Annotated in this window: 24 protein-coding genes; 17 read left to right on the top strand and 7 right to left on the bottom strand. The window is 71.6% G+C overall.

Going from position 1 to position 22,044, the window contains the following annotated elements; genetic code table 11:
* Positions 1-63: 63 nt before the first annotated feature.
* Positions 64-564 (top strand): DUF456 domain-containing protein, encoded by a 501-nt coding sequence (locus tag O7632_RS08585; protein WP_278112917.1) that lies wholly within the window; start codon positions 64-66, stop codon positions 562-564.
* A 48-nt stretch (positions 565-612) separates the two neighbouring features.
* Here the strand turns inward: O7632_RS08585 and O7632_RS08590 are convergent, their stop codons facing one another.
* The gene (locus tag O7632_RS08590) at positions 613-1,158 is read right to left on the bottom strand and encodes an anthrone oxygenase family protein (protein ID WP_278112919.1); all 546 of its coding nucleotides are present in this window, start codon (positions 1,156-1,158) and stop codon (positions 613-615) included.
* 156 nt (positions 1,159-1,314) lie between these two features.
* Between O7632_RS08590 and rpmF the strand changes: the two genes are divergently transcribed.
* The 11 genes from rpmF (at position 1,315) to O7632_RS08645 (ending at position 13,133) form a co-directional block, all read left to right on the top strand.
* Complete coding sequence (rpmF, locus tag O7632_RS08595) at positions 1,315-1,494, top strand: 50S ribosomal protein L32 (RefSeq protein ID WP_278112921.1); 180 nt, start codon at positions 1,315-1,317, stop codon at positions 1,492-1,494.
* Positions 1,491-2,828 (top strand): GTP-binding protein, encoded by a 1,338-nt coding sequence (locus tag O7632_RS08600; protein ID WP_278112923.1) that lies wholly within the window; start codon positions 1,491-1,493, stop codon positions 2,826-2,828. Before rpmF ends, O7632_RS08600 begins: the two co-directional genes overlap by 4 nt.
* A 113-nt stretch (positions 2,829-2,941) precedes the next feature.
* A complete protein-coding gene (locus O7632_RS08605) occupies positions 2,942-3,574 on the top strand; it encodes a choice-of-anchor M domain-containing protein (RefSeq protein ID WP_278119929.1) in 633 nt (210 codons plus the stop codon).
* A 26-nt stretch (positions 3,575-3,600) separates the two neighbouring features.
* Positions 3,601-4,257, top strand: a complete 657-nt coding sequence (locus O7632_RS08610; protein WP_278112924.1) for a choice-of-anchor M domain-containing protein — start codon at positions 3,601-3,603, stop codon at positions 4,255-4,257.
* 160 nt (positions 4,258-4,417) lie between these two features.
* Complete coding sequence (locus O7632_RS08615) at positions 4,418-5,974, top strand: anchored repeat ABC transporter, substrate-binding protein (protein WP_278119931.1); 1,557 nt, start codon at positions 4,418-4,420, stop codon at positions 5,972-5,974.
* Positions 5,975-6,005: 31 nt separating this feature from the next.
* Positions 6,006-6,923 carry a choice-of-anchor M domain-containing protein gene (locus O7632_RS08620; RefSeq protein WP_278119933.1) on the top strand — a complete coding sequence of 306 codons (918 nt, stop codon included), beginning with the start codon at positions 6,006-6,008 and terminating at the stop codon, positions 6,921-6,923.
* Positions 6,920-7,708 carry an anchored repeat-type ABC transporter ATP-binding subunit gene (locus O7632_RS08625; RefSeq protein WP_278112927.1) on the top strand — a complete coding sequence of 263 codons (789 nt, stop codon included), beginning with the start codon at positions 6,920-6,922 and terminating at the stop codon, positions 7,706-7,708. The genes O7632_RS08620 and O7632_RS08625 overlap by 4 nt, the downstream gene beginning before the upstream one ends.
* Positions 7,708-8,637: an anchored repeat-type ABC transporter permease subunit gene (locus tag O7632_RS08630; protein WP_278112929.1), complete on the top strand. Its 930-nt coding sequence runs from the start codon at positions 7,708-7,710 to the stop codon at positions 8,635-8,637. Before O7632_RS08625 ends, O7632_RS08630 begins: the two co-directional genes overlap by 1 nt.
* 95 nt (positions 8,638-8,732) lie before the next feature.
* The gene (locus O7632_RS08635) at positions 8,733-10,202 is read left to right on the top strand and encodes a choice-of-anchor M domain-containing protein (protein WP_278112931.1); all 1,470 of its coding nucleotides are present in this window, start codon (positions 8,733-8,735) and stop codon (positions 10,200-10,202) included.
* Positions 10,203-10,284: 82 nt separating this feature from the next.
* Complete coding sequence (locus O7632_RS08640) at positions 10,285-11,442, top strand: DUF916 domain-containing protein (protein ID WP_278112933.1); 1,158 nt, start codon at positions 10,285-10,287, stop codon at positions 11,440-11,442.
* Positions 11,443-11,465: 23 nt separating this feature from the next.
* Positions 11,466-13,133 carry a TIGR03773 family transporter-associated surface protein gene (locus tag O7632_RS08645; protein ID WP_278112935.1) on the top strand — a complete coding sequence of 556 codons (1,668 nt, stop codon included), beginning with the start codon at positions 11,466-11,468 and terminating at the stop codon, positions 13,131-13,133.
* Here the strand turns inward: O7632_RS08645 and O7632_RS08650 are convergent.
* Entirely contained in the window at positions 13,118-13,411 is a 294-nt protein-coding gene (locus tag O7632_RS08650) for a hypothetical protein (RefSeq protein WP_278112937.1), read from the bottom strand. The two genes, O7632_RS08645 and O7632_RS08650, sit on opposite strands and share 16 nt — an antisense overlap.
* A gap of 150 nt (positions 13,412-13,561) precedes the next feature.
* Here O7632_RS08650 and O7632_RS08655 point away from each other — a divergent pair, with 150 nt between their 5' ends.
* Both O7632_RS08655 and O7632_RS08660 read left to right on the top strand, forming a co-directional pair.
* The gene (locus O7632_RS08655) at positions 13,562-13,840 is read left to right on the top strand and encodes a type B 50S ribosomal protein L31 (RefSeq protein WP_278112939.1); all 279 of its coding nucleotides are present in this window, start codon (positions 13,562-13,564) and stop codon (positions 13,838-13,840) included.
* 69 nt (positions 13,841-13,909) lie between these two features.
* Positions 13,910-14,287 (top strand): sensory rhodopsin transducer, encoded by a 378-nt coding sequence (locus O7632_RS08660; protein ID WP_278112941.1) that lies wholly within the window; start codon positions 13,910-13,912, stop codon positions 14,285-14,287.
* A 33-nt stretch (positions 14,288-14,320) separates the two neighbouring features.
* On the opposite strand, the gene O7632_RS08665 is transcribed toward O7632_RS08660, so the two are convergent.
* From O7632_RS08665 to O7632_RS08680, 4 genes are read right to left on the bottom strand one after another with little or no spacing between them, the layout of a single operon-like run.
* Positions 14,321-14,950, bottom strand: coding sequence for a cytosine permease (locus tag O7632_RS08665; RefSeq protein WP_278119935.1), 630 nt, complete (start codon positions 14,948-14,950; stop codon positions 14,321-14,323).
* A 57-nt stretch (positions 14,951-15,007) separates the two neighbouring features.
* Positions 15,008-15,694 (bottom strand): class I SAM-dependent methyltransferase, encoded by a 687-nt coding sequence (locus O7632_RS08670; RefSeq protein WP_278112943.1) that lies wholly within the window; start codon positions 15,692-15,694, stop codon positions 15,008-15,010.
* Positions 15,691-16,539, bottom strand: a complete 849-nt coding sequence (locus O7632_RS08675) for a DUF2064 domain-containing protein (protein WP_278112945.1) — start codon at positions 16,537-16,539, stop codon at positions 15,691-15,693. The genes O7632_RS08670 and O7632_RS08675 overlap by 4 nt, the downstream gene beginning before the upstream one ends.
* Entirely contained in the window at positions 16,536-17,249 is a 714-nt protein-coding gene (locus O7632_RS08680; protein ID WP_278112947.1) for a glycosyltransferase family 2 protein, read from the bottom strand. Before O7632_RS08680 ends, O7632_RS08675 begins: the two co-directional genes overlap by 4 nt.
* 145 nt (positions 17,250-17,394) lie before the next feature.
* On the opposite strand from O7632_RS08680, the gene O7632_RS08685 reads away from it, so the two are divergent.
* Positions 17,395-18,747: a hypothetical protein gene (locus O7632_RS08685; RefSeq protein ID WP_278112949.1), complete on the top strand. Its 1,353-nt coding sequence runs from the start codon at positions 17,395-17,397 to the stop codon at positions 18,745-18,747.
* 106 nt (positions 18,748-18,853) lie between these two features.
* On the opposite strand, the gene O7632_RS08690 is transcribed toward O7632_RS08685, so the two are convergent.
* Complete coding sequence (locus tag O7632_RS08690; RefSeq protein ID WP_278112951.1) at positions 18,854-19,921, bottom strand: NAD-dependent epimerase/dehydratase family protein; 1,068 nt, start codon at positions 19,919-19,921, stop codon at positions 18,854-18,856.
* 142 nt (positions 19,922-20,063) lie between these two features.
* On the opposite strand from O7632_RS08690, the gene O7632_RS08695 reads away from it, so the two are divergent.
* Complete coding sequence (locus tag O7632_RS08695; protein WP_347403561.1) at positions 20,064-21,431, top strand: molybdopterin-dependent oxidoreductase; 1,368 nt, start codon at positions 20,064-20,066, stop codon at positions 21,429-21,431.
* Positions 21,424-22,020 carry a hypothetical protein gene (locus O7632_RS08700; RefSeq protein WP_278112953.1) on the top strand — a complete coding sequence of 199 codons (597 nt, stop codon included), beginning with the start codon at positions 21,424-21,426 and terminating at the stop codon, positions 22,018-22,020. Before O7632_RS08695 ends, O7632_RS08700 begins: the two co-directional genes overlap by 8 nt.
* Positions 22,021-22,044: the final 24 nt, after the last annotated feature.

A 22,044-nucleotide genomic window follows, 5' to 3' on the forward strand; every position in this document is an offset into this window, starting at 1 on the left:
TGAATCGCACCCTCGGGTGCGGCCGGATTCGACCTGCTGGCGTTCGTCGGTCACCCTGTCGGTGTGGATCTCAACGACACTCAGACGCTGGTCACCCTGCTGAGCGGGCTGGCCATCCTGGTCGGGCTGGTGGGCGTGGTCGTGCCGATCCTGCCCGGTCTGTTGCTGTGCTGGGCCGGGGTGCTCGGTTGGGCGATCTTCGGCGGCGCGGGCGGCGGCAAGTGGCTGATCGTCGTCGTGGCGACCCTGGTCGCCGTCGCTGGTACGGCGGTGAAGTACCTGTGGCCGGGGCGAGATCTCAAACGGGCGGGTGTGCCCAACCGGTCGTTGCTGATCGGCGGCGCGTTGGGTCTGGTCGGCTTCTTCGTCATTCCGTTCATCGGGTTGATCGTCGGCTTCGTGTTGGGGGTGTGGCTGGCCGAGCGGCAGCGGCTCGGTGATTTCGCCGCCGCCTGGCCGGCGACGAAGCGGGCGGTGCTGGCGGTCGGGTTGGCGATGCTGATCGAGTTCGGTGCCGCGCTGACCATCGCCGGGTTGTGGCTGCTCGGTCTGCTGGTGGCCTGAGCTCCGAGCGGCTGGCGTCGCCGCTGGTCAGCTGTTTGGAGCCGTTGCTCAGCTGTTGGACAGGGCGATGCACAGGCAGCCGAAGGCCGCGACGTTGGCCACGGTACGCAGGTTGTGCCAGCGGACCCACACCTTCTCGAAGGCTCGGCGGGCGGCACCCGGGTCGGACAGCTGCCGTGCCGGACCGGCCCGGTCGAGGCGGTAGTTCAACGGGGCGCTGACTGCGAGGGTGATCAGGAAGGTCGTGGCGTATCCGACGGCTCCGCCGAGCGCCCATCCGAACACCTGGGGCTGGTCGGCGTATTGCCAGGCGGCGACGGCGTTGCTGACCAGCGCGCCGAGGAACACCAACCCGAAGATCGGGTTCAGGATCACGATGTTGATCAGCTGCATCACCTCGACGAAGGCGCGGTCCTCGACCCGGGCCAGCGCCGGCATCACCGATATCGAGAACGCGAGGAAGAGCCCGGCCATCAGGCCCGTACTGATCACGGCCGTGATCAACGCCGCGTCCCGCATGTCTGCTCCTTCACCGGAGAACGAGGTGCCCGTCGGATCCCGCCCACCGTACGGCGGGCGGGCGACGAAATCCATCTCGGACGAGTCGTTTCCGGGTGGCGGGTGTCCATAGCAGACGCCTGGGGGTGGTCGGCCGAGGTGCGGGCGGTGTCGGCCGACCGGTGAGCTTAATGAAAACGGCTTCCGTTATCTTCTGTTGGAGAGATTTCCGCTGGAGAGAGGGAGGCCGTCATGGCCGTACCGAAGCGCCGCACCTCGCGGTCGAACACCCGCCACCGTCGCGCCCAGTGGAAGGCGGCGGCACCGACGCTGGTCACCTGCCCATGCCCACGACAGGAGAAGATCCTGCCGCACCGGGCCTGCGCGCACTGTGGCTTGTACCGGGGGCGCCAGATCGAGGATCCGCGATGAGCGGCTCCGCGGCCGGCGAGGTGGCCAACGAGACGGTCGGCTCCGCTGCCGGCGAGGTGGTCGAGGACCGCCGGCTGCCGGTGACGGTGCTGTCCGGCTTCCTCGGCGCGGGCAAGACCACGCTGCTCAACCACATCCTGGCCAACCGGGAAGGGCTACGGGTCGCGGTCATCGTCAACGACATGAGCGAGATCAACATCGACGCCGCGTTGGTACGCGACGGCGGCAGCCTGTCCCGTACCGAGGAGCGGCTGGTCGAGATGACCAACGGCTGCATCTGCTGCACGCTGCGCGACGACCTACTGGTGGAGATCGCCCGGCTGGCCCGCCAGGGCCGCTTCGACTACCTGGTGATCGAGTCCAGCGGTATCTCCGAGCCGCTGCCGGTGGCGGCCACCTTCGCCTTCGGCACCGACGACGGCGGGGTGTTGGCCGACATCGCCCGGCTGGACACCATGGTGACCGTGGTCGACGCGCCGCACCTGATCGCCCAGCTGCGGGCCGGTGAGTCGCTGGAGCAGCGTGGGCTGGCTGCCTACGAGGACGACGACCGCACCATCGCCGATCTGCTGGTCGACCAGATCGAGTTCGCCGACGTGATCCTGATCAACAAGACCGACCTGGTCGCGCCGGCCGACCTGGCGACGGTCGAGGCACTGGTGACCAGGCTGAACCCGAAGGCCCGTCAGCTGCGGACGGTCCGGGCGCGGGTGCCGATGGCCGAGGTGCTCGACACCGGACGGTTCGACCTGGAGGCCGCCGAGACCGCGCCGGGCTGGGTCGCCGAGCTCAACGGCGACCACGTGCCGGAAACCATCGAGTACGGCATCAGCAGCATCGTCTACCGGGCGGTCACGCCGTTCCACCCGCAGCGGCTCTGGGATCTGCTCGCCGAGCTGGACACCTTCGGCGTCGTACGGTCGAAGGGTTTTCTCTGGTTGGCCACCCGCCCGGACGTGCAGGCACTGTGGTCGCAGGCCGGTCCGTCGGCGCGGTGCGATCCGGCGGGGGTGCCGGTGGCCAGCTCGGGTGAGTGGCCGGACGACCCGGCCGAGCGGGCCGACCTGGAGTCCCGGTGGGATCCGGTCTTCGGGGACCGGTGCCAGGAGCTGGTGTTCATCGGCATCGGACTGGACGCAGAGCGGCTACGTGCGGCGCTGGACGGTGCTCTGCTCACCGGCCCCGAGCTGGCGGCGGCCGGAGCGGGGCTGGCGGCCGGGCTCGTCGCGTGGCACGAGTTGCCGGATCCGTTTCCGGATTGGGATCTCGGCGAGCTGGACGAACATGGTCATGTGTCGAGCCAGACGACGCGTACCCCTATCGCTGCTAGGTGAAAACGATTACCGTTAACTCCCGGTGGTCCATCGGGGATCACCGGGAAGGAGTCTGTCTCGTGTTGACCGCAACTCGGCGGCGCGCCGCTGCTGCCCTGGTGGCCGGCGCGGCGATGGTCGCGGCGTTGACCGTCTCGGCCGCTCCGGCGCAGGCCCACGGCGTCACGCTGCCGGCGATCCTGACCGCCGGACACGTCGACGTGATCGAGGTGGAGTACGAGGACGGCGAGCTGGAGCTCGGCGTACACGACGACACCGTCGAGCCCCCCGTGCACCGCGACCCCGACGACGTGATCTTCGTCGTCAAGCCTCAGGCCAAGACCACCGTCCCCAGTGATCCTGCCTTCGGGTTCCTCGGCACGGCTGGCTCGCCGGTCTGGATCCTGCCGCAGGTGGAGAACGAGGAGCTGCTCTTCGCCGGTATCGCCACCGAGGAACTCGAGACGGGTGTCTTCGACGGCGACTCGCTCGACCTGACCGTGCAGCAGCTGATCAGCGCTCCCAGCTCCGCCAAGGTGGCGATCTACACCGAGGATCTGTTCGGGCAGCCCACCGTACTGGCCAACAGCCGAGACGGCCTGCCGGACGTCGTCGACCTGCCGGTCGGCGAGCACCTGCACGTCAACTGGGCGTTCAGCAAGGCCGGCGTCTACCTGCTCAAGGTCAAGGCCAGCGCCACCCTCGCCGGCACCACGACCGTCGTCGAGTCCGACTCGGTCTACCTGCGATTCGTCGTCCTGCCCTGATTCGGGCCGGATCGGAAGGGAGCAGCGTGATGAACCTCCGTATCCGTCGCTGGTCGGCGGCCGTCGCATCGAGCCTGCTGGCCGCGGCGCTGGCGGTCGTCGCGCCGGCCCCGGCGCACGCCACCATCGTGGAGCTGACCAGCGGTCATGTCGACGTCCTTGACGTGGACCATGTCGCCGGTGGGCCGATCGTGGTCAGGGTCGGCGACGACACCGGTTCGACTATCGTCTATCGGGATCCTTCCACCGTGGTCTTCGCGGTGCCGTCCGCCGCGTACGTCGCGGTGCCGTCCGCCTCGGCCTGGTCGTTCCTCGGCACCGGTGGGTACGCCTACGTGTTGCCGCAGACCAACGTTTCCGGCCTGCTCTGGGCCGGCTGGGACACCACCGGGGTGGCCAGTGGCGCCCTGCAGTTCAACCGGGTCACGTTCAAGCTGACCGACGTGCAGGGGCCGGGCGGGTTCAGCGTGTTCACCGCTTCCGGTGGCACCCCCACCGTGTTGTTCGACAGCGGTAACGGGCTGCCGGACAGTCTCAACGTCAACCGCAACACGCACGCCCACCCCAACTGGGGCTTCGACGTCGCTGGCACCTACGTGGCGACATTCGAGGTCAGCGGGGTGCGGACGTCGAACGGGCAGACGGTGAGCACGACCGAGGAGTTCACCTTCGAGGTCGGCTGATCGACTGCCTCGCTCCTCCGAGCCGGCACCGGACCTCCACCGTTCGGTGCCGGCCGGAGGTCTGAACTGACATGAGAACGGTTTTCGTTTGCGTGGTAGCGTGCTGCTCGCGAGGTCGTCGAAGAGGGGTTGATGCAGCGTGCGCAGCGTACGGGGGCTCATCGGGTCGATCCTGATAGCCGTCGGCCTGACCGGCTGTGCGGTCCCACCGACGCTGAGCGCCGCCGACGACCGTCTCCAAGTCGTCACCACCACCGGCATCCTGCGGGACCTGGTCGACAACGTCGGCGGCGACCGGGTCGCCGTCGCCTCGCTCGTCCCCGACGGCGCCGACCCCCACTCGTACGAGCCGTCCCTGCGCGACGTGCGCAACGTCGTCTACGCCGACGTCGCCTTCAGCAACTACCTGCTGCTGGAGGAGCACGCCATCATCAAGGCGCTCGACGCCAACCTGCCCGACGGCGTACCGAACATCTCCCTCGCCGAAGGCGCCGTCAAGTACGCGGCCGAGATCATCCCGCTGGTCGAGAACGTCGCGCTCGACACCATCTGGCTCGGCATGCGGGTCCGCGGCACCGGCGAGACCTACGGCGCCGACCGGGCCTCCGACATCCTGCTGCGGAGCACCGCCGTGACCGGGCCCGGCGCGATGGCCGCCTACCTCACCGAGTCGTTCGGCAACCCGGCCGTCTACCTCGACTCGGCCGACGGGTTCGACGCGGCCACCGGTTACCGGGACGACACCGCCACCCTGCCGGCTGACGCGCACACCCACATGAGCTGGGCCTTCACCGAGCCGGGCGTCTACCGGCTCACCATGTCGGCGCGGCTGGCGGTCACCCCCGACAGCCGCCCGGTCGCCCTCGGGGAACAGACCTTCACCTTCGCCGTCGGCGTCGACCCGCACAGCGTGCCCGGCATGGCCGGTGCCGAGGTGCTGCGCGGCGGGCACGCCGACATCACCGTCGACCTCGACGCTGCGGCGCGCGGCGAGCCGTCGCTGTACCTGTTCGCCGACCCGCACGGCGGCGGCGGGGCCCACCAGCACGTGCACGACCCGGCCGACACCGTCATCGAGGTACCGAACAAGGCCCTCGCCCAGGTGCCTGCCGGGCGGGACTTCCGGTTCCTCGGCCGCCCCGGCACCGAGATCTTCCAGCTGCCCCAGGCGGTGCTCGGCAGACACGTACACGGTGAGATCGACCCGCACCTGTGGCAGAACGTCCGAAACGTGATCGCCTACGTCGAGCTGATCCGCGACACCCTGATCGGCGTCGACCCCGACGGGGCCGCCGAATACCGCCAGCACGCCACCGCGTACATCGCCGAACTGTCGGCGCTCGACGACCACGTACGGGACACCATCGCCCGCATCCCGCCCGCCCGGCGGCACCTGATCACCACCCACGACGCGTTCGGTTACCTCGGGGCCGCGTACGACGTGCAGATCTCCGGGTTCGTCACCCCGCACCCGGCGGCCGAACCGAGCCTGGCCGACCGGCGTCGGCTCACCGAGACGATCCGCAACCTGCGGGTGCCGGCGGTGTTCCTGGAGCCCAACCTGCGGTCGCGGTCGTCGACGTTGACCGAGCTGGCCGACGACCTCGACGTGCGGGTCTGCGAGATCTACGGCGACACGTTCGACGACCGGGTGACCAGCTACGTCGAGTTGATGCGGTTCAACGCCGAGTCGCTGCTCGACTGCCTGGCACCGTGAGGAGGAATCAGTGAAGTCGATCGGCCTGTCGATGGCCGTGTCCGCGCTACTGGCGCTGACGCTGGCCGCCCAGCCTGGATTGCCCGCCGCCCAGCCCGGGTCGCCCGATCCGGCGCTGGACCAGTCGATCGCCCCGGACCAGCCGGTCGCCGAGGGACCGGCGGTGCTCGCCGCCGGCCACGTCGACCTGGGGCCGCGCTACGTCGACGACGAGTGGAACCTGCTGATCCACGACGACGCCGCGCAGCCGGTGTGGCGGGATCCGGACCGGACCGTGCTGCAGGTCACCGACGCCGCGCTGCGGGCCGTTCCGGACGACCCGGTGTACGGCTTCCTCGGCGTACCGGCCGGGACCGAGGTGCACGTGGTGCCGCAGGTGCAGCACCCCGACGTGGTGTGGGTCGGCTGGAACACCCAGGACCCTCGGGTGATGCAGACCATCGACCGGGGCGTGACCCTGGAGCTGGCCGGCGTGGACGGTCCCGGCGAGGTCGTCATGTACCTGCAGGACGGCACGTTCAGCGAACCGCAGGTGCTGTGGCGCTCCACCGAACCACCCGGCCAGCCGATGTGGGTCGAGGTCAACACGCACACCCACGCCAACTGGGTGTTCACCGCCCCCGGCGTGTACCTGATCGCCATCCGGGCCAGCGCCGACCTGGTCGGTGGCGAGCAGGTCTCGGCCACCCGGCACCTCCGGTTCGCCGTCGGCGACGCGACCAGCACCGACGACGCGCTCACCGCGCAACCCGACGAGGTCGCGGCGCCGCCGCCGGCCGAGCCGGACCCCGCCGGGGCGGACGACGCCGACGACGCTGGTGGCACCGGTCCGTGGCTGGTCGTCGGCCTCGTCGTGGTCGCCGTCGGGCTGGCCGGCGCGCTGGTCGTCGTGGTGCTGCGCGGGCGGGCGGTACGCCGTCGGGTCGAACAGGAGCGTGCCGGATCGTGACCGCGCTCGCCGTACACGATCTCGACGTCGACCTCGGTGGCCGCCCGGTGCTGCGCGGTGTCGGACTGCACGTCGACCCGGGGGAGTTGGTCGGGCTGATCGGCCCCAACGGTGCCGGCAAGACCACCCTGTTGCGGTCCGTGCTCGGGCTGATCCGGATCCGGTCCGGGCAGGTGCTGGTCGACGGGGTGCCGAGCCGGCCGGGGCGGTGCGCGATCGGGTACGTGCCCCAGCGGCACGAGTTCGCCTGGGAGTTCCCGATCTCGGTGCAGGAGGCGGTGCTCAGCGGCCGTACCGGTCGGATCGGGCTGCTGCGGCGACCGGGGGCGGCCGACTGGCGGGCCACCGCCGAGGCGATCGACCGGGTACGCCTGGGCGATCTGCGGCGCAGGCCGGTCGCCGAGTTGTCCGGCGGCCAGCGCCAGCGGGTGCTGGTGGCCCGCGCGTTGGCGTTGCAGCCGGCGTTGCTGCTGCTCGACGAGCCGTTCACCGGGCTGGACATGCCGACTCAGGAACTGCTCGGTGAGCTGTTCGCCGGCTTGGCGGCCGAGGGTACGCCGTTGTTGATGACCACCCACGACCTGATCGGGGCGATGGACGCCTGCTCCCGGCTGGTGCTGCTGAACCGGCGGGTGATTGCCGAGGGCAAGCCGACCGAGCTGCGGGATCCGCAGCTGTGGATGCGGACGTTCGGGATCAGCGAACGGTCACCGTTGCTGCGTCTGGTCGGTGCCGGCGTCGACACCGCAGCCGTGGCCGCCGCGTCCGGTGAGGGGAGCGGCTGATGTCGATCACCGAGTTCATCGCCGACCTGTTCAATCCGGATTTGGCGTTCCTGCCGAAGGCGCTGCTGATCGCGGTCATGTCCAGCGTGGTCTGTGGCGTGGTCGGCTGCTACGTGGTGTTGCGCGGGATGGCGTTCATCGGTGACGCCGTGGCGCACGCGGTGTTCCCCGGGCTGGCGGTCGCCTTCGTGCTGCAGGGCAGCCTCGTGCTCGGCGGCGCGGTCGCCGGGATCGTCACCGCGTTGCTGATCGCGGTGTTCGCCCAGCGGCGCCGGCTCAAGGAGGACTCTCTGATCGGGGTGTTCTTCGTGGCCGCCTTCGCCCTGGGCATCGTGATCATCTCGCAGGCGCCGGGGTACGCCGGTTCGCTGCAGCAGTTCCTGTTCGGTTCGATCACCGGCATCCCGGACCGGGACCTCTACACAGTGGGCTTCACCGGCCTGGCGATTCTCTCGGTGTTGTTCCTGCTGCACAAGGAACTGGTCGCGGTCAGTCTCGACCGGGAGTCGGCCCGGTCGGTCGGGTTGCCGGTGTTCTGGTTGGACATCGTGCTGTACGTGCTGGTCACCCTGGCTGTGGTGATCTCGTTGCAGACGATCGGCAACATCCTGGTCCTGGCGTTGCTGGTCACCCCGGCGGCGGCGGCCCGGCTGCTCACCGACCGGCTCGGCGTGATGATGCTGCTCGCCCCGGTGATCGGCGGCGGTTCGGCGCTGGTGGGGCTGTACCTGTCCTGGAGCTACGACCTGCCGGTGGGCGGCACGGTCGTGCTGGTGGCGACGGCGGTGTTCCTGCTGGCCTGGGTCTTCGCCCCGCGTCACGGCCTGCTCGCCCGTCGCCGTCGAGAGCCGGAGCGAGAGCCGGTCGGGGTGCCGGAGTCCCAGGTCACACCGGTGCTGGCAGAGGTGACCGAACGGCCGATGGGATAATGAAAACGATTCTCGTTACCGTGCGGTGGGGCTCCCGCCCCGCCACGACCACGTCCCGCACCGGTCCACGGTGCGGGCGAGGGGAGGAACCAACAATGAGAACAACAGGTGCCCGCAGGTTCGCGGCCCTGGCCGCAGCGGCGGTGATCGCCGGCGGCGTGATGCTGGCGCCGACCGCCGCAGCCGCCGCCGAGAAGGTGGTGCTCGCCACGGGCCACACCGACGCCGTCGACGTCCACTACCACGACGGCGAACTGTCCCTGGAGGTGCACGACGACACGGTCAGCCCGTCGGTCAACCGCGACCCGGCCGACGTGATCTTCCAGGTGCTGCCCGAAGCCGCCATGGCGGTGCCGGACGACCCCCGGTTCGCCTTCCTCGGCCCGGCCGGCTCCCAGATCTGGCTGCTGCCGCTCACCCAGGACCCGGACCTGCTCTGGCCCGGCTGGAACACCACCACCCTCGGCTCCGGCGTCTTCACCGGGGACAAGGTCCGGATCAGCCTCGTCGACGTCACCGGACCAGGAAACGTCTGGGTGTTCACCCAGGACAGCTTCGGTGGGCCGATCATGAAGTTCCGCAGCGACGACGGCTTGCCGGACGGCATCGACGTACCGATCCGCACCCACGCCCACGCCAACTGGGCGTTCAGCGCGCTCGGCGACTACACGCTGACCTTCCAGGCCGATGCGACCCTGACCGACGGCACGACCGTCAGCACCGGACCGGTCGACTACTCGTTCGTCGTCGGCGAACTCGGCGGCACCGGTCCGGAAACCGTGCTGAGCATCGCCGGCATGGCCGACGAGTACCAGCCCGGCGACACGGTCACCCTGCAGGCGGTGCAGACCCCGCAGACCGAGCTGGACCACTACCACTGGTTCAGCCGCTGCCCCGGCTCCGACGACTTCGCCATCATCCCCGGCGAGGCCGGCGCGACCTACAGCTTCACCGCCACCCGTGAGCTCAACGCCTGCGAATACCAGGTGAAGCTCTACGACGACAACCACAGCGTCGTCGCGACCAGCGCGGAGGTCTGGCTCTGGGTGGCCTTCACCCCGACCGACCCGAGCGCCTCGCAAACCATCACCGCGTCCATCGACCCCACCCAGGGCGCGCTGGTGATCAGCGTCGACCCGGACGACCGCAGCGTCGTCCTGCCACCGGCGCAGCTGACCAGCGGCGGTGACAGCTGGGAGAGCACCGGAAGCCTGCGTCCGGTGACCGTCACCGACACCCGGGCCGGCACCCCCGGCTGGAGCGCCTCCGGCCAGCTGCCGGAGAACTTCACCGGACCCGACGGTGCCACCTTCAGCTCCGGCTACCTCGGCTGGACTCCGCAGGTGGTCGACCAGTCCGCCGGCCAGGGCGTCGTCGCGGGTCCGGTCGTCGAGCCGTACGTCGTCGGCGTCGGCGGCGGACTCGGCAACAGCGCCGTACTCGGCTCGGCGCCGACCGGCGTGGGCCGGGGCACCGCGACCCTCTCGGCCGGCCTGCAGCTGCGCTTGCCGACCGAGACCGTGCCCGGCACCTACACCGCGACCCTCACCCTCACCGCGATCTGACGATCGCACCGGTGACCGGCCGGGCGATGGCAGTCCACCGCCATCGCCCGGCCCAACCTCCGAACCGGAACGGACCACCCGCATGCGTAAGCCCGCCGCCCTGGCCACCGGACTCCTGCTCGCCGCCGGACTCCTGGCCGGACCGGCACCGACGGTGCCGCCCGCACCCGAGCTGGCGTCCGCCGCCGCCCAATCGCTCACCTGGGGCGTGGCCCCGTCCAGCCCCGAGGGCCCGAACGGACGACCGGCCTTCGAGTACAAGCTCGACCCGGGCGCGACTCTCACCGACTACGTGGCGATCAGCAACCACTCTGACCAGCCGATCACCCTCGACGTGTACGCCAGCGACGCGTTCACCACCGACCAGGGCGGCTTCGACCTGCTGGCCGCCGACACCGCATCGGTCGACGTCGGCGCCTGGATCACCTTACCTGCCCGTACCATCACCGTGCCCTCGACGTCACGGCTGGACGTGCCGTTCACCATCACGGTGCCGGACAACGCCACGCCCGGTGACCACCCGGGCGGCATCGTCGCCTCGCTCGCCGCCACCGGCACCGACGAGCAGGGCAACCAGGTGGCGGTCGACCACCGGGTCGGCTCCCGGGTCTACCTGCGGGTCACCGGCGAGCTGCGACCAGCGCTCGACGTGGCGGACCTGTCGATCACGCACGACGGCACCTGGAACCCGATCGCTGGTGGCACCGTCACCGCGACCTTCACCGTGCGCAACACCGGCAACGTACGGCTGACCGGGCAACCGGACCTCGCCGTCGCCGGCCCGTTCGGATCGGCCAGGCGGACCGCGTCCGGTGACCAACTACCGGAGATCCTGCCCGGCGACAGCTTCCAGACATCGGTCCGGGTCGACGGCGTACCGCCGTTGTTCCGGCTCGGTGCCCAGCTCACCGTCGAGCCGGCTGCCGTCACCGACGACGTGCTTGATCCTGCCCCGGTGACCGTCGTCCGCGAGCGCGGCCTGTGGGCCGTTCCGTGGCCGCACCTGGTGTTCCTGCTGCTGCTCGGCCTGGTCGGCTGGCTCGTGGTCGCGCGTCGACGCAAGAGCCGCTCCCGGCAGGCCGCCCAGCTCGAACAGGCCGTCGCCGCCGCGCGGGAACAGGGCCGCGCCGAGGCCGCACGCGACCAGAGCGGCACCGAATCCGTACCCGACCAGCGCCGCGCTGAAGCCGTAGCCGATCAGACCGCCGCCAGCGCGCAGCCCACCCGTACCGCTGACTGAACAGTCCTTGGGGGATAGCCGAGATGAACATGTTCCGCCGCGCCGTCGCTGCGGCGACCCGACCCCGGCCCGCCGCCGTGACGGCGGTGTCAGCGCTGGTCGCCGCGCTGATCGCGCCGGCCGCGCCGACGACCGCGCCGTCGACGTCGGCGGCCCACGAACGGGCGTCGGTCGACCCGGTGTCCAGCCCGGTGAGTGCCGCCGGTACCGACCTGGTGGCGGTCGCGCTCGACGGCGAAACGCTGTCGGTGGTCACCCGCGAGTCACCGGCCGACCGTCGTGGGGCGTCCGGTGCCGACCGGCGGCCGGCGACGGTGGTCTTCGGGCCGGCGGGCGGGGTGACGGTACGGACTCCTGACCATCCGGCGTTCCGGTTCCTCGGCGGGGCCGGCCGGCCGATGTGGGCGTTGACCGGCGGCGACTACGACTTCCCGTACCTCGACACCCGGTCGGTGCCGCGCGGCGCGGTGCGCGGTGACGCGGTCGAGCTGTCGCTACGGCAGGTCGACGGTCCGGGCGGTTTCGCCGCGTACACCCTCGGTGCGCTCGGCCAGCCGACGCCGCTGTTCGGCACCCTCGACGGGATGCCACGTGCCGTCCGGCTGCCGACCGCGACCAGGACCGGCGGCCTGGTCTGGCTCTTCGACGCCGCGGGTGACTACCGACTGACGCTGTCGGCGGCGGCGACGCTGGCCAGTGGCGAGGAGGTGGTCGCCGAGGCCGTCTACCAGGTATCGGTTCCACGGCTTGAGATGGCCGACGCCCAGCCGGCGCCGATCCCGGCTCCGGCAGCCGACCTGTCGAGGGCGGCCGGTGCCATGGCGGCCGAGGTCGAGCCGCTCGTCGCCGACCCGCCGCCGCTGGCGGCGGCTGCCGCGCCGACGGCGACAGCGACGCCCAGCGCCGCCGCGCCGCTCGCGGCGGCGGCGGCCCAGCAGACCGGGTCACGGGTTGTCATCGACGACGGTCACGTCGACATGGGGCCGGAGCTCGTCGGATCGGACTGGACGATCCGTCTCAAGGACGACACCGTGTCACCACCGGTGTGGCGGGAACTCGCCGACGTGGTGCTGCATGCCAAGGACAACGCGAAGATCACCGTACCGGAGGGTGCTGGCTTCCTCGGCGATCCCGGTGACGAGGTGTGGCTGCTGCCGCAGGGTCAGCGCTCCGGGATCGTCTGGCCGGGCTGGAACACCCAGCATCCGTCCGTCGTGTCTGGCATCGATGGCCCGGTCACCTGGACGTTCAAGGGGATCGACGCTCCGGGTCGGTTCGCGCTCTTCCTGACCGGCTCGTTCGGTGAGTCCGAGGTGCTGTTCGATTCCTCGGCCAGCCTGCCACAGCAGCTCGACATCCCGAGCAACACCCACGCCCACGGCAACTGGGCGTTCAGCCAGCCGGGCATCTACCGGTTGGGCTTCGAGATGTCGGCCACCACGTCGTCGGGGTCCAGGGTCACCGACACCAGGACGCTCACCGTGGCGATCGGTGACGACACGGACCCGAACGACGGCTTCGGCCCCGGTGGTGGCAGCCCCGGCGGCGGCAGCCCCGGCGGCGGCAACCTGCCACGGACTGGATCGTCGTGGCATCTGCCGGCCACCGGAGCCGTGTTGGTGATCGCTGGTGCCCTGGTGATGTTCACCGCGCGTCGGCGGCGTCCGACTCAGCCTCAGTGTTCGTCGTAGTGGTCGCCGTGCGGGGCATGCCGGTGCCCCGCGTGGACGAAGTCCTGGTGGTCACCGTGGGACACCGTCTCGTGGCCGCAGTCGGCACCGTGGGTGTGGTCACCGTGTGACTCGGCGGTCACGTGCTGGCCGGTCTGGCACTCGTCCCAGTGCCCGGAGTGCTCGTGATGGACATGCCCGTCGTGCAGGTAGTCCGTGTGCCCGTCGTGGCTGACGGCAGCATGCCCGCAGGTCGTGGAATGGGTGTGCGGGTGTTCGGTGTGCACCGCGTGGGACATGACGCCTCCTTTTGTATGTTCACATCGCCATACGACCATAACCTGTCGGGAGCTGTTCGGCGACCCGATCACCTGACCCGGAACAAGGTTTCTGTCCTGCTAAAATGACAACCGTTGCCAATAACTCACGGGAAGCGAGGTCACCGGGCGATGAAGCCTGATATCCACCCCAAGTACGATTATGTCGTTTTTCGGGATCGTAGCGCCGATTTCGCATTTCTTACCCGGTCGACCGCCACCAGCGCGAAGACCATCGAGTGGACTGACGGTCGTACGTACCCGGTGATCGACGTGGAGATCTCCGCCGCCAGCCACCCGTTCTGGACCGGCCGTCAACGGCTGCTGGACAGCGCCGGCCGGGTCGAGAAGTTCCGGGCCAAGTACGCCCGCAAGGGCAACGCGAACAAAGGCGGCGGGACGCCCGGTTAGTTTGCCGGTTTGCCGCGCCGGACTTCGGGTAGCCGCTCGCCGGCTCGGCAGGGCCGGCAGGGAGGTGCCATGGCGACCGTCGGAGCTCGTACCTGGGTGGTCGCCGGTGGGCGGATCCCGGTGGACAGCAACGGGGAAGAGCCGGAGTTCACCAGCTTCGACCAGCTCTGCCTGCTCAACGCCGAGGACGCCGACGCCGGGGTGGAACTGGTCGTCTACTACGCCGACCAGGAACCGGTGGGGCCGTACCGCTGGGTGGTGTGGGCGCGGCGGATCCGACACGTACGGCTCAACGATCTGGTCGACCCGGAGCCGATCCGCCTCGGCCGGCCGTTCGGCTGCGTCCTCACCTCGTCGGTGCCGCTGGTGGCACAGTTCCAGCGCCAGGACACCCGGCTGCCGGGTGTCCTGGCGCTCGTCGACGTGGTCGCCTACCCGGTGCCGTGAGACGCCAGTGGGTGAGCGGCAACCTTCGGTTCGTCAGCTGTCCGGGATCTCGACCGCCGTCGGCGCGGCGGTGACCGGTGCCGGGCTCACCGGAACCGACCGGTCGACCGCACCCGGCGTACGGGCAGCCATCACCGCGATGTACAACACCGCACCGATGACCGCACCGATCACCCAGGCGAACCCGCTGAGCTCCGCCAACCACGGAACCCACACCGTGGCCACCGAGAAGACGGCCGCGACCGCGAACGCGCCGACCGCCCGCACGTTCCAGCCGTTGACGTAGTGGTACCGACGGTCCGGGTCCATGCTGTACAGATCGGCGACCAGCAGGGTCCGGCGTTGCACGACGTAGAAGTCGGCGACCAGGATGCCGTAGAGCGGCGCGAGCACCGCCCCCAACGTGTCGACGAACTTCGGCAACCCGATCTGGTCGATCACGGCGACCCACAGCGCCCCGATGACGAATCCGAACAGCGCCGTCAGATAGCCGCCGCGTGTGAAGCTGATCCGCTGCGGCGACAGGTTCGACAGGTCGTACGCGGGTGGGATGAAATTGGCGACCAGGTTGATGCCGATCGTCGCGGCCAGAAAGGTCAACGCGTCCAGGACGGTCAACGCGGTGTTGCCGACCTGCCCGACGATGTCGGCCGGATTGGTCAGCGGGTCGCCCTGCCCGTCCTGATCCGGTCAGCCCTGATCCGGTCAGCCCTGATCCGGTCAGCCCTGAGCGGGTCGCCGCGACACCGCCAACTCGCCGAACCAGCGGCCGGCGTCGCGGAACACCTCCCGGACCGCCAAGCCACCGGCGGCGGCCGTGTCCCGAACCGCCCGTACGCCGAGCCGCGCCCACCGGAACGGCGGCCCCAGCTCACGTCGACCCGGCGCGGCGGCGGTGACCACATGCGCCCAGCCGCGCCACAGGCCCACCCCGGGATGCTCCAACTCGACCAGCACCGTACCGTGCGGATGCAGCAGCGACCGGCAGCGCCGCAGCAACGCCACCGGGTCGCCGCCGATGCCGATGTTGCCGTCCAGCAGTACGGCGTGCCGCCACCGGCCCTCGCCGGGCAGCGGGTCGAACAGGTCACGATGGATCGCGACCGCCCCCTGCGCCCGGGTGAGCGCCACCGCCTGGGCCGAGACGTCCACCCCGAGCGCGGTCACCCCGGCGCGGGCGAGCGCGACCGTGACCCGGCCCGGCCCGCAGCCGAGGTCGAGCGTCGGCCCGGAGCAGCGGGCCACCACGGCGGCGGTCGCCGGTTCGACCGGCCCGTGCCACCGCTCCACCGGCAACCGCCACCGGGTGCCGTCGCCCTGCAGCAGCCAGTGCCCGCCGGCCGTCGGGGCGCGCAGCGCGGTGGCGAAACCGCTGTCCGGGACGTGCCGTCCCGACACGGTCGTCAACGCTGGGCTCCGCCGACCAGCGGCTGCCCGGACCGGTACGACCGTTCCGCGCCCACCGCCGCCACCTCTCGGGCGAATCGGCTGCCCGGGATCGTCTCCGCCACGGCCACCGCGTCCCGCCATTCGTCCACGTCCCGCAGCAGAGGTAGCAGCGTCACCGACAACCCCGACGCGCACAGCGCCGCCCAGGTGTCCTGGCCGGTACGCGGTGTCGACATCGGGACGTCACGCAGGGCCTCGGCGGACCGGGGATCGGACAGACCCAACGCCCACCAGCCGCCGTCGGCGGCCCAGCCGAGCACCGCGCCGGCGCCCGGCCGGCCGATGCTGGTGCGGCCGGTGCCAGGCCTGGATCGGCCGGTGCCAGGCCTGGATCGGCCGGTGCCAGGCCTGGATCGGCCGGTGCCAGGCCTGGATCGGCCGGTGCGGCTGGTCCCGCCGGTGCGGGTCAGCGTGCGGACCGCAGCGGCCAGCACCGCGCCGGTGAGCTGCGGGGTGTCCATCCCGATCTGCAGCACCGGCCGGCCAGGGTAGGCTGCCGCGACGTCGGCGTGCGCGTTCGCCAGCCGGTCGGCGAACCGGTCGCCCCGCTGCGGCAGCACCCGCCACCCGGCGGCGGCGGTGGTCAGGTCGTCGCCGGCACCCGGGTAGCCGTCGGCCTCGTCGAGCCGGCCCGCCAACGCCAGCACCGGTGTCGCACCGGCGGTCGCCCGTACCGCGTCCATGGTGTCCAGCAGCGCGGCGGTGGCGATCCGGGCCGCCTGCGTCGGGCTGGCCGGTGGACAGAGCCGGGTCTTGGCTCGGCCGGCGACCGGCGACTTCGCCACCACCAGCAGGACGGTCACCGGGAGCCGTCCATGGTCCGGGAGCGGTCGTCGGCGGCGCGCGAGCCGTCCACGGTCCGTAGCACGCCGACGAAATCGCGGGTCGCCCGCAGCGTCCCACGTACCGAGCCGGAGACCTTCGACCTGGTGCCGGCGGCCCGGGGCGCGTACCGGACGTCGGACTCGACGATCCGCCACCCGGCGGCCGCCGCCCGGATCATCAACTCCAGCGGGTAGCCGAACGCCCGGTCGGTGACCCCGAGGTCGAGCAGCGCCTGCCGGCGGGCCACCCGGATCGGACTCAGATCCCGCAGCGGTACGCCCCGGTGCCGCAGCAGCGCCGCGACCACCGCCGTACCGGCGCGGGCGTGCCACGGCCAGACCCGCGCCGACACCGGCCGGCGGCGGCCGACCGACAACTCCGCCCGCCCCGCCGCGACCGGCTCGACCAGCACCGGCAGCTCCGCCGGATCGAACGACCCGTCGGCGTCGAGGACACAGACCAGCTCCGTCTCGGCGGCCAGCAGACCCGTATGTACGGCGGCCCCGTAGCCCCGGCGCGGCTCGTGCACCACTCGGGCGCCGTGCGCGGCGGCGACCTGCGGCGAACCGTCCCGGGAGCCGTTGTCCACCACGATCGCCCGATAGCCGGGCGGCAGCCCGGCGAGCACACCCGGCAGGGCGGCGGCCTCGTCGAGGCAGGGCAGCACCACGTCGATCGGTGTCGGCATGCCGCCGACGCTAGGGGGTGCCGCCGCCGGCCGGCAGCAAATCCACGCTTACGGAAGTCTTACGGGGACCCGGTTCTTACCGAAGGGTTACGGTCGGGCCGAAGCGCCACCGGGCGTGCGAGGCGGCCCGTACCGTCCGGTGGTCATGACAGCGACAGCGACAGCGATCCCCGAACCGGCCACCGACCGGCGTTCCGGCCGCGCCGACGCCATCGTGCTCGGTGTCGAACTGGCGCTGATCGCCGCCGCCGTCGTGGTCGGGGCGATCCTCAACCAGCGTGGCGTGGGCCTGTACGCCGACGCCGCCCCGCTCTACGCGTCCTGGCACCCGCACGTCGGCTGGGGCACGCCGGTCGCGGTCGCGGTCGCCGTGGTGGTCGTCGGCTGGGGGGTACGGTGGGCCCGCACCGCCCGGTGGGGCACGCTGCTCGTTGTCGGCTACCTGGGCGCGGTGGCCTGGACCCTGTCGCTGGCGATGGTCGACGGGTGGTCCACCGGCATCGCCGAACGCCTCACCAACCAGGCCGAATACCTGCACGAGGTGCACCGGATCACCGACATCCCGGCGATGCTGGCCGGCTTCAGCGACCGGATCATCGACTTCCAGCCCGGATCCTGGTCCACCCACACGGCCGGGCATCCGCCCGGTGCCCTGCTGGTCTTCGTCTGGCTGGACCGCGTCGGCCTCGGCGGCGGCGCGGCCGCTGGACTGGCCTGCGTGCTGACCGGTGCGACCATGGCGGTCAGCGTGCCGACGGCGCTGCGCTGGCTCGGTGCGGCCGACGCCGCCCGTACCGTGCTGCCGTTCCTGGTCCTGCTACCGGGCGCGGTCTGGATCGGCGCCTCCGGCGACGGCGTCTTCACCGGGGCCGTCGCCGCCGGGCTGGCCCTGCTGGCCGCCCGCCACCCGGTCGCCCTGCTGACCGGGGGAGTGCTGCTCGGCTTCGCGCTCCACCTGTCGTACGGGTTCGTCCTCGTCGGTCCGCTCGCGCTCGCCGTACTGGCGTTGCGCCGGGGCAGGTTCCTGCCGGCGCTGCTGATCGCCGGGGTCGGGGTGGTCGCTGTCGTCGTCGCGTTCACCACGGCCGGCTTCTGGTGGTGGGAGGGATACCAACTGGTCGTCGAACGCTACTACCAGGGGTGGGCCGCCGAGCGTCCGTACGGCTACTGGGTGTGGGCCAACCTGGCGGCCGTGCTGTTCTCGGCCGGCCTGGTCGTCGGGCCGGCGCTGCGCCGCGCCGTCGTCGCGGCCGGATCAGAGGTACGGACCGCCCTCGCCCGGCCGACGATCGTGCTTCCGCTGACCGCGGCGGTCGCGATCGTCGCGGCCGACCTGTCCGGGCTGAGCAAGGCGGAGGTGGAACGGATCTGGCTGCCGTTCGTGGTCTGGCTGCTGGTCGCCACCGCGCATCTGCCGGCCAGCAGCCGCCGCTGGTGGCTGGCGGGCCAGGCGGCGACCGCGTTGGCGGTCAACCACCTGCTGCTCACCGTCTCCTGAACTGCGACCTCCTGAACTGCGACGACGCCGGTGGTCTGCCCGGTCGCGGTATCGCCGGTGGTCTGCCCGGTCGGCGGTATCGCCAGTGGTCTGCCCGGCGGAACGGCTACGCCGGGGCGGGCAGCGCCGCCGGGTCCCGCAACGGGTCGGTGGCGAACGCCGCCACCCCTGCGGCGAAACCGACCCGGGCGGTGAAACCCAACAGGTGTGCCGCCCGACTCGGATCGGCCACCACGTGCCGTACGTCCGCCGCCCGGGCGCCACCGCCGACCACCGGCGCCGGACCATCCATCGCCGTGGCGAGCGTCCGCGCCAACTCGCCGACCGTGTGCGGCTCACCGGAACAGATGTTCACCGGCACCATGCCGGCCGGCCGCTCGGCGAGCAGCGCCAGCAGGTTCGCCCACGCCACGTCGGTGACGTGGACGAAATCGCGCTGCTGCCGGCCGTCCTCCAACACCAGCGGCGGTCGTCCATCGGCCAGCGCCGACCGGAACAACGACGCCACTCCCGCGTACGGGGTGTCGCGGGGCATCCGGGGGCCGTACACGTTGTGGTACCGCAACGACCAACCACCGCCGCCGGTCTGCCGGGCCCAGGCCGCCGCCAGGTTCTCCTGGGCGAGCTTGCTGGCCGCGTACGTGCTGCGCGGCTCCAGCGGCGCGTCTTCCGGGACCCGGGACCAGCCCAACACGCCATCGCAGGTCGGGCAGCGCGGGTCGAAGTGCCCGGCGGCCAGGTCGTCGGCGCGGCGCGGGGCCGGCCGGACGACGCCGTGCCAGGCGCACGTGTAGCGGCCCTCCCCGTACACCACCATCGAGCTGGCCAGCACCAGCCGGGTCACTCCCGCGCGGTGCATCGCCGCCAGCAGCACGGCCGTACCGTAGTCGTTGTGGCCGGCGTAGGCCGGCGCGTCCGACGGGTCGAGCCCATGGCCGACCATCGCCGCCTGGTGGCAGACCGCCTCCACCCCCGGTAGCAGGCGGTCCAGCAGGTCGCCGTCGCGGACGTCGCCACGCACCAGGTCGTGCCGCGCCATCCAGCCGGGCGGCTCGCTACCGTGCGCCTGTGGCAGCAGGGCATCCAGCGCCACCACCTCATGGCCCTCGTCGACCAGCAGATCGGCGATGTGCGATCCGATGAACCCGGCCGCGCCGGTGAGCAGAATCCGCATCCGCTCACCGTATGGCCGGTTCCGCCGGGACCGGCCCGATTCCGGCCAACCGTCAGACTTCCGTAAGACGGCGGCCGGCGTAAGGAATCCGTAATCGCCGAAACGGATCCCGGTCGGCCGGTGGCGACTAGCGTGCCGAATCATGCCCACCACCACCGATCCGGTGCCACCGCCACCGCCGGACGGGCGTGGCGCCGTCGACGAGGTCGGCGTCGCCCGCCGTTGGCGCGGTGTGCTCCGGGGACCCCGCTGGCGCAGCCCGGTACGGGGACCGTGGCTGACGTCGGTCCTCGGTGCCGTTCTGCTGGTCTGCCTGCCGCTGGTGATCGTCACCGGTCTGCTGGACTACGCCGCCTACGGGCCCCGGTTCGGCCAGGCGTTTCCGTCGAACGTCGGCTGGCTGCGACTGCCCTACTTCGACTGGCCGACCCGCCCGTCCTGGCTGTTCCGGGTCAGCCAGGGTCTGCACGTGGCGCTCGGCATCGCGCTGATCCCGGTGATCCTGGCCAAGTTGTGGTCGGTGATTCCGAAACTGTTCGCCTGGCCGCCGGTCCGTTCGGTGGCGCAGGGCCTGGAACGGCTCACGCTGCTGCTGCTGGTCGGCGGGATTCTCTTCCAGACGGTCACCGGGCTGCTCAACGTGCAGTACGCGTACCTGTTCGGTTTCGACTTCTACACCGCGCACTACTTCGGAGCCTGGGTCTTCACCGCCGCGTTGGTGGTGCACGTCGCGCTCAAACTGCCCCGGATGGTCACCGCGCTGCGGTCCCGGTCGCCGCGCGCCGAGCTGCGGACCTCGCGGGCCGACACCCGTCCCGAGCCACCGGACCCGGACGGGCTGGTCGCGCCCCGGCCGGGACCGGCGACGATGAGCCGGCGCGGGGTGCTCGCACTGACCGGCGGCGGGTCGCTGCTGCTCGCCGTACTGACCGTCGGGCAGAGCCTGGACGGCCCGTGGCGGCGGTTCGCCCTGCTGCTGCCGAGAGGCCAGCGGCCCGGTGACGGGCCGAACGGCTTCCCGGTCAACCGTACGGCCGCCGCCGCCGGAATCGGGTCCGCCGACGTCGGCGCGGACTGGCGGTTGGAGCTGGGCGCCGGCCCCGAGGCCGGGTCCGGAGCCGCCCGTACGGTCCGGCTCAGCCGTGACCAGCTGCTCGGTCTGCCCCTGCACACCGCTCGACTGCCGATCGCCTGCGTGGAGGGCTGGTCGACACTGCAGACCTGGACCGGTGTCCGGCTGCGTGACCTCGCCGCCCTGGCCGGGGTGCCCGATCCGGCCTCGGCCCGGGTCGAATCGATCCAGCGCGGCGGGCTGTTCAACAAGGCGACCCTGCAGGCCAACCAGGTGCTGGACGCCGATTCGCTGCTGGCCCTGCGGGTCAACGGGGTCGACCTCTCCCTCGACCACGGCTTCCCGGCACGGATCATCGTGCCCGCCCTGCCGGGCGTGCACTGCACCAAGTGGGTCGGCCGCATCGAGTTCCGTCCGCCCGGCGGCACCGATGGGTGACCAGCCGTGGCGGCGGGCCGGTGCCCGTTTCCAGGCCAGGTACGGTGCGCCGGCCTGGCATCTGGCGCTGGTGGTCGGGTGCTTCACGGTCGCCGGCTGGGTGGTGCTGCGGCTGGCCGGCGAGGCGACCGCCGTACGGATGCTGGTCTGGTTCGTGGCCGCGGTGATCGTTCACGACCTGGTCCTGTTCCCGGTGTACACCGCCGCCGACCGGATGCTACTCACGGCGACCCGGGCATCGTCCGGCGCGCCCGCGCCCGCGCCCGCGTCGACGGCGACCGGCCGCCGACCGGTCGCCCTCGACCGGTCGGTGCGGCTGTCGCTGGTGAACCACGTGCGGGTGCCGGCGCTGGGCTCGGCGCTGCTGCTGCTCGTCTACCTGCCCGGCGTCCTACGGCTCGGCGGCGACACGTTCACCGCCGCGACCGGCCTGACCCAACAGCCGTACCTGGCCAGATGGCTGCTGATCAGCGCCGCGATGTTCGCGGCCAGCGGGCTGTGGTTCGCCGCCCGCTGGTATCGGGTCCGGTCGCGGGCACGGCCGAGATCCACGGCTACCCGCGAGATCCACAGCGCGGGATCGACCTGACCCGCCGAGAACCTGTCCGTACCG

Source organism: Solwaraspora sp. WMMD406 (genome assembly GCF_029626025.1).
Classification (GTDB): domain Bacteria; phylum Actinomycetota; class Actinomycetes; order Mycobacteriales; family Micromonosporaceae; genus Micromonospora_E.

Excerpts from the sequence above, each read along its gene's own strand:
- O7632_RS08590 (WP_278112919.1), bottom strand. The coding sequence starts at position 1,158 with ATGGATTTCGTCGCCCGCCCGCCGTACGGTGGGCGGGATCCGACGGGC.
- rpmF (WP_278112921.1), top strand. The coding sequence starts at position 1,315 with ATGGCCGTACCGAAGCGCCGCACCTCGCGGTCGAACACCCGCCACCGT.
- O7632_RS08600 (WP_278112923.1), top strand. The coding sequence starts at position 1,491 with ATGAGCGGCTCCGCGGCCGGCGAGGTGGCCAACGAGACGGTCGGCTCC.
- O7632_RS08605 (WP_278119929.1), top strand. The coding sequence starts at position 2,942 with ATGGTCGCGGCGTTGACCGTCTCGGCCGCTCCGGCGCAGGCCCACGGC.
- O7632_RS08620 (WP_278119933.1), top strand. The coding sequence starts at position 6,006 with ATGGCCGTGTCCGCGCTACTGGCGCTGACGCTGGCCGCCCAGCCTGGA.
- O7632_RS08630 (WP_278112929.1), top strand. The coding sequence starts at position 7,708 with ATGTCGATCACCGAGTTCATCGCCGACCTGTTCAATCCGGATTTGGCG.
- O7632_RS08635 (WP_278112931.1), top strand. The coding sequence starts at position 8,733 with ATGAGAACAACAGGTGCCCGCAGGTTCGCGGCCCTGGCCGCAGCGGCG.
- O7632_RS08640 (WP_278112933.1), top strand. The coding sequence starts at position 10,285 with ATGCGTAAGCCCGCCGCCCTGGCCACCGGACTCCTGCTCGCCGCCGGA.
- O7632_RS08645 (WP_278112935.1), top strand. The coding sequence starts at position 11,466 with ATGAACATGTTCCGCCGCGCCGTCGCTGCGGCGACCCGACCCCGGCCC.
- O7632_RS08650 (WP_278112937.1), bottom strand. The coding sequence starts at position 13,411 with ATGTCCCACGCGGTGCACACCGAACACCCGCACACCCATTCCACGACC.
- O7632_RS08655 (WP_278112939.1), top strand. The coding sequence starts at position 13,562 with ATGAAGCCTGATATCCACCCCAAGTACGATTATGTCGTTTTTCGGGAT.
- O7632_RS08660 (WP_278112941.1), top strand. The coding sequence starts at position 13,910 with ATGGCGACCGTCGGAGCTCGTACCTGGGTGGTCGCCGGTGGGCGGATC.
- O7632_RS08680 (WP_278112947.1), bottom strand. The coding sequence starts at position 17,249 with ATGCCGACACCGATCGACGTGGTGCTGCCCTGCCTCGACGAGGCCGCC.
- O7632_RS08685 (WP_278112949.1), top strand. The coding sequence starts at position 17,395 with ATGACAGCGACAGCGACAGCGATCCCCGAACCGGCCACCGACCGGCGT.
- O7632_RS08690 (WP_278112951.1), bottom strand. The coding sequence starts at position 19,921 with ATGCGGATTCTGCTCACCGGCGCGGCCGGGTTCATCGGATCGCACATC.
- O7632_RS08695 (WP_347403561.1), top strand. The coding sequence starts at position 20,064 with ATGCCCACCACCACCGATCCGGTGCCACCGCCACCGCCGGACGGGCGT.
- O7632_RS08700 (WP_278112953.1), top strand. The coding sequence starts at position 21,424 with ATGGGTGACCAGCCGTGGCGGCGGGCCGGTGCCCGTTTCCAGGCCAGG.